Below are 2,575 nucleotides of genomic sequence, written 5' to 3'. Positions count from 1 at the left end.
ATCGCCGCCTGCGCCGCGCGGTCGCTCATCGCCGCGGCCGCGAAGCCCGCGCGCGTCTCATCCAGCACGGTGACCGCCAGGTTGAGACCCGCGACCCGGTCGCCCTCGCCGATCTCGGCGAGGTGGGCCGCGGTCATCGCTGCCAGGATGCCGCCCGAGCAGGTGGCCAACAGGTGGGTGCTGTCGGCCCCGGTGATTTTCTCCGCGGCGTCCATCGCCTGCACGATCGCCGCCCCGTAGGTATCGAAGCCCCAATCCCGGTGGCGAGCTTGCGGATTGCGCCACGAAATCGCGAAGACCTGCTGGCCCTGCTGGACGAAGTACTCGATCATGCTGCGCCCCGGCGCGATATCCATGACGTAGTACTTGTTGATCACCGGCGGCACCATGAGCAACGGAATCGTGCGCACCTTGGGCGTCTGCGGGGCGTATTGAATCAATTCGAACACCGAGGTTTGCAGTACGACCGCCCCTTTGGTGACAGCCACGTTCTCCCCAACCGCATAGGCGTCGGGCTCGATCATCGCCGGCACCCGGGGCTTCGAAAGCATGTCTCGAGCAAAGGCTCTCGTGCCTCGTACCGCGCTCAGACCGCCGGTGTCGATCAGCGCCTTCCAGCCCAGCGGGCTGATCAGCGGGTTGTTGCTGGGTGCTAGGCCTTCCACAAAATTGTCGATGACGAACTGCATCTTCTCTTTGTCGCGCCAATCCAACTGCGCGTCCGCGAGCAACTCCTCAGCCGTCTCGGAGCCCGCCAGATAGGCCTGCATAATCCTGTACAGCAGCGGATTCTCCTGCCACGCAGGGTCACTGAAGCGCTTGTCGGCGCGTGCCGGAGCGCGGTGCGACTTGCCCACGGCGATATTTCCGAGCTCACGGGTCAGCGCGCCAACCCGGCCGGCCACCGCGCCGGGGTGCTGAGCGAGGTTGCCGGCGAAGCGGGCCCAGGTGGCATTCGGCATCATCCGGCTGGCGAATGGCTTTGTGGCGCTGGTGAGCAGCAGGTCGAGTGACGCAGCCAGCTCGTCGACTTTGGCCGTGGGCTCCTTGGGGGTTGCCATCGTTATCGTGTGCTTTCGGTTGTCGGAACAGTGATTTCGCGCTTAAGGACTTTGCCGGTGGGGCCCTTCGGCAGGGCATCGACCAGCCAGACCTGGCGCGGATACTTGTAGGCGGCCACCCGCTCCTTGACGTAGTCGCGCAGTTCGTCGGGGTGCACTTTCGCCCCTTCTTTCAGCGCCACAGCCGCCCCGACTTCCTCACCCAGCGAGTCGTGCGGGACGCCGATGACCGCGGCCTCGGCCACCGCGGGGTGCTCGTACAGTACTTCCTCGATTTCGCGGGGGTAGACGTTGTAGCCGCCCCGGATGATCAGGTCCTTGGTCCGGTCGACGATGTAGAAGTAGCCGTCCTCGTCGACGCGTCCGACGTCACCGGTCAAAAGCCAACCTTCCGGCGTGATCGTGGCCTTGGTCGCGTCGGGCAGGTTCCAGTAGCCCTTCATCACGTTGTGTCCGCGGATCTGGATCTCGCCGGTGTTGCCCTGCGGTACCTCAGCGCCGTTCAAGTCGACGACCCGCATCTGCACGCCTTCGATCGGAGTACCGATCGAGCCCACCTTGCGCTCCCGGTGCGGATGGTTGAACGCGGCCGCCGGTGAGCTCTCGGAGAGCCCATAGCCCTCTAGAACGGTGCAGCCAAAAGCTTTTTCGAAATCGGCCAGAACCTGCACGGGCATCGCCGCACCACCCGAGACACAGACCCGCAACGTGCGCGTCGCCTCCGCCGCGGCCTCGTCGGCCACGCCCAGCAGCGCCGAATACATCGTCGGCACCCCTTCGAACACCGTGACGGCGTCGCGCTCGATCACCTCGAGCGCCTTGCGCGGGTCGAATCGAGGGATCAGCGTCAACGTCGCACCCGACAGCACCGCCCCGTTGAGGCCACAGGTGAGCCCGAATACGTGAAAGAGCGGCAGGCAGCCCATGACGACGTCGCCAGGCCCGGTCTCGACCAGCGTGCGGCAACTGACCTCCGCGTTACGGCCCAGGTTGCCGTGAGTGAGCATGGCGCCCTTGGGTTTTCCGGTGGTTCCGGAGGTGTGCAGGATGACCGCGACGTCGTCGGCGCCGCGTTCCACCGGTGACTCCTGCGCGGGCAGGTCGGCGATCAGGTCCATCAGGCCGGCGTCGTCGACAATCCAGCACTGCGAGCCCGCTTCGTCGGCGCCGGCACTGGCCTCGTCGGCGAAGCCGGGCGTGGCGAACAATGCTTTCGCTCCGCTGTTGGACAGGTAGAACGCCACTTCACGAGCCTTGAGCAAGGGATTCATCGGGACCGCGACGGCGCCGCGGTAGATGATCCCGTAGAACGCGATGGCGAATGCGGGGGTATTGGGCAGCATCACGCCGACCCGGTCCCCCGGTTCGATTCCGGCTTGCTCGAGCAGCGTCGCCACCCGGGCGGCGGCCGCGTCGAACTCAGCGAAAGTGAATTGCAGGTCGTCGCAACGCAGCGCCACGCGATTGGGATAGCGCTCTGCGGATGCGAAGAGATTGGTGCTCAGGCTGGTCAT

Annotated in this window: 1 protein-coding gene and 1 pseudogene; both read right to left on the bottom strand. The window is 65.7% G+C overall.

The window, feature by feature from the left end; genetic code table 11:
• Positions 1 to 1,061 (bottom strand): annotated as a pseudogene (locus VGG53_RS14745) (poly(3-hydroxyalkanoate) polymerase); the annotation flags it as partial.
• 2 nt (positions 1,062 to 1,063) lie between these two features.
• On the bottom strand, positions 1,064 to 2,575 hold a 1,512-nt coding region (locus VGG53_RS14740), incomplete at its 5' end, for a long-chain fatty acid--CoA ligase (protein ID WP_331518802.1).

Source organism: Mycobacterium sp., assembly GCF_036490025.1.
GTDB lineage: Bacteria > Actinomycetota > Actinomycetes > Mycobacteriales > Mycobacteriaceae > Mycobacterium.
Note: the sequence above shows the minus strand (reverse complement) of the source record. Positions and strands in the feature narration are given on the sequence as shown.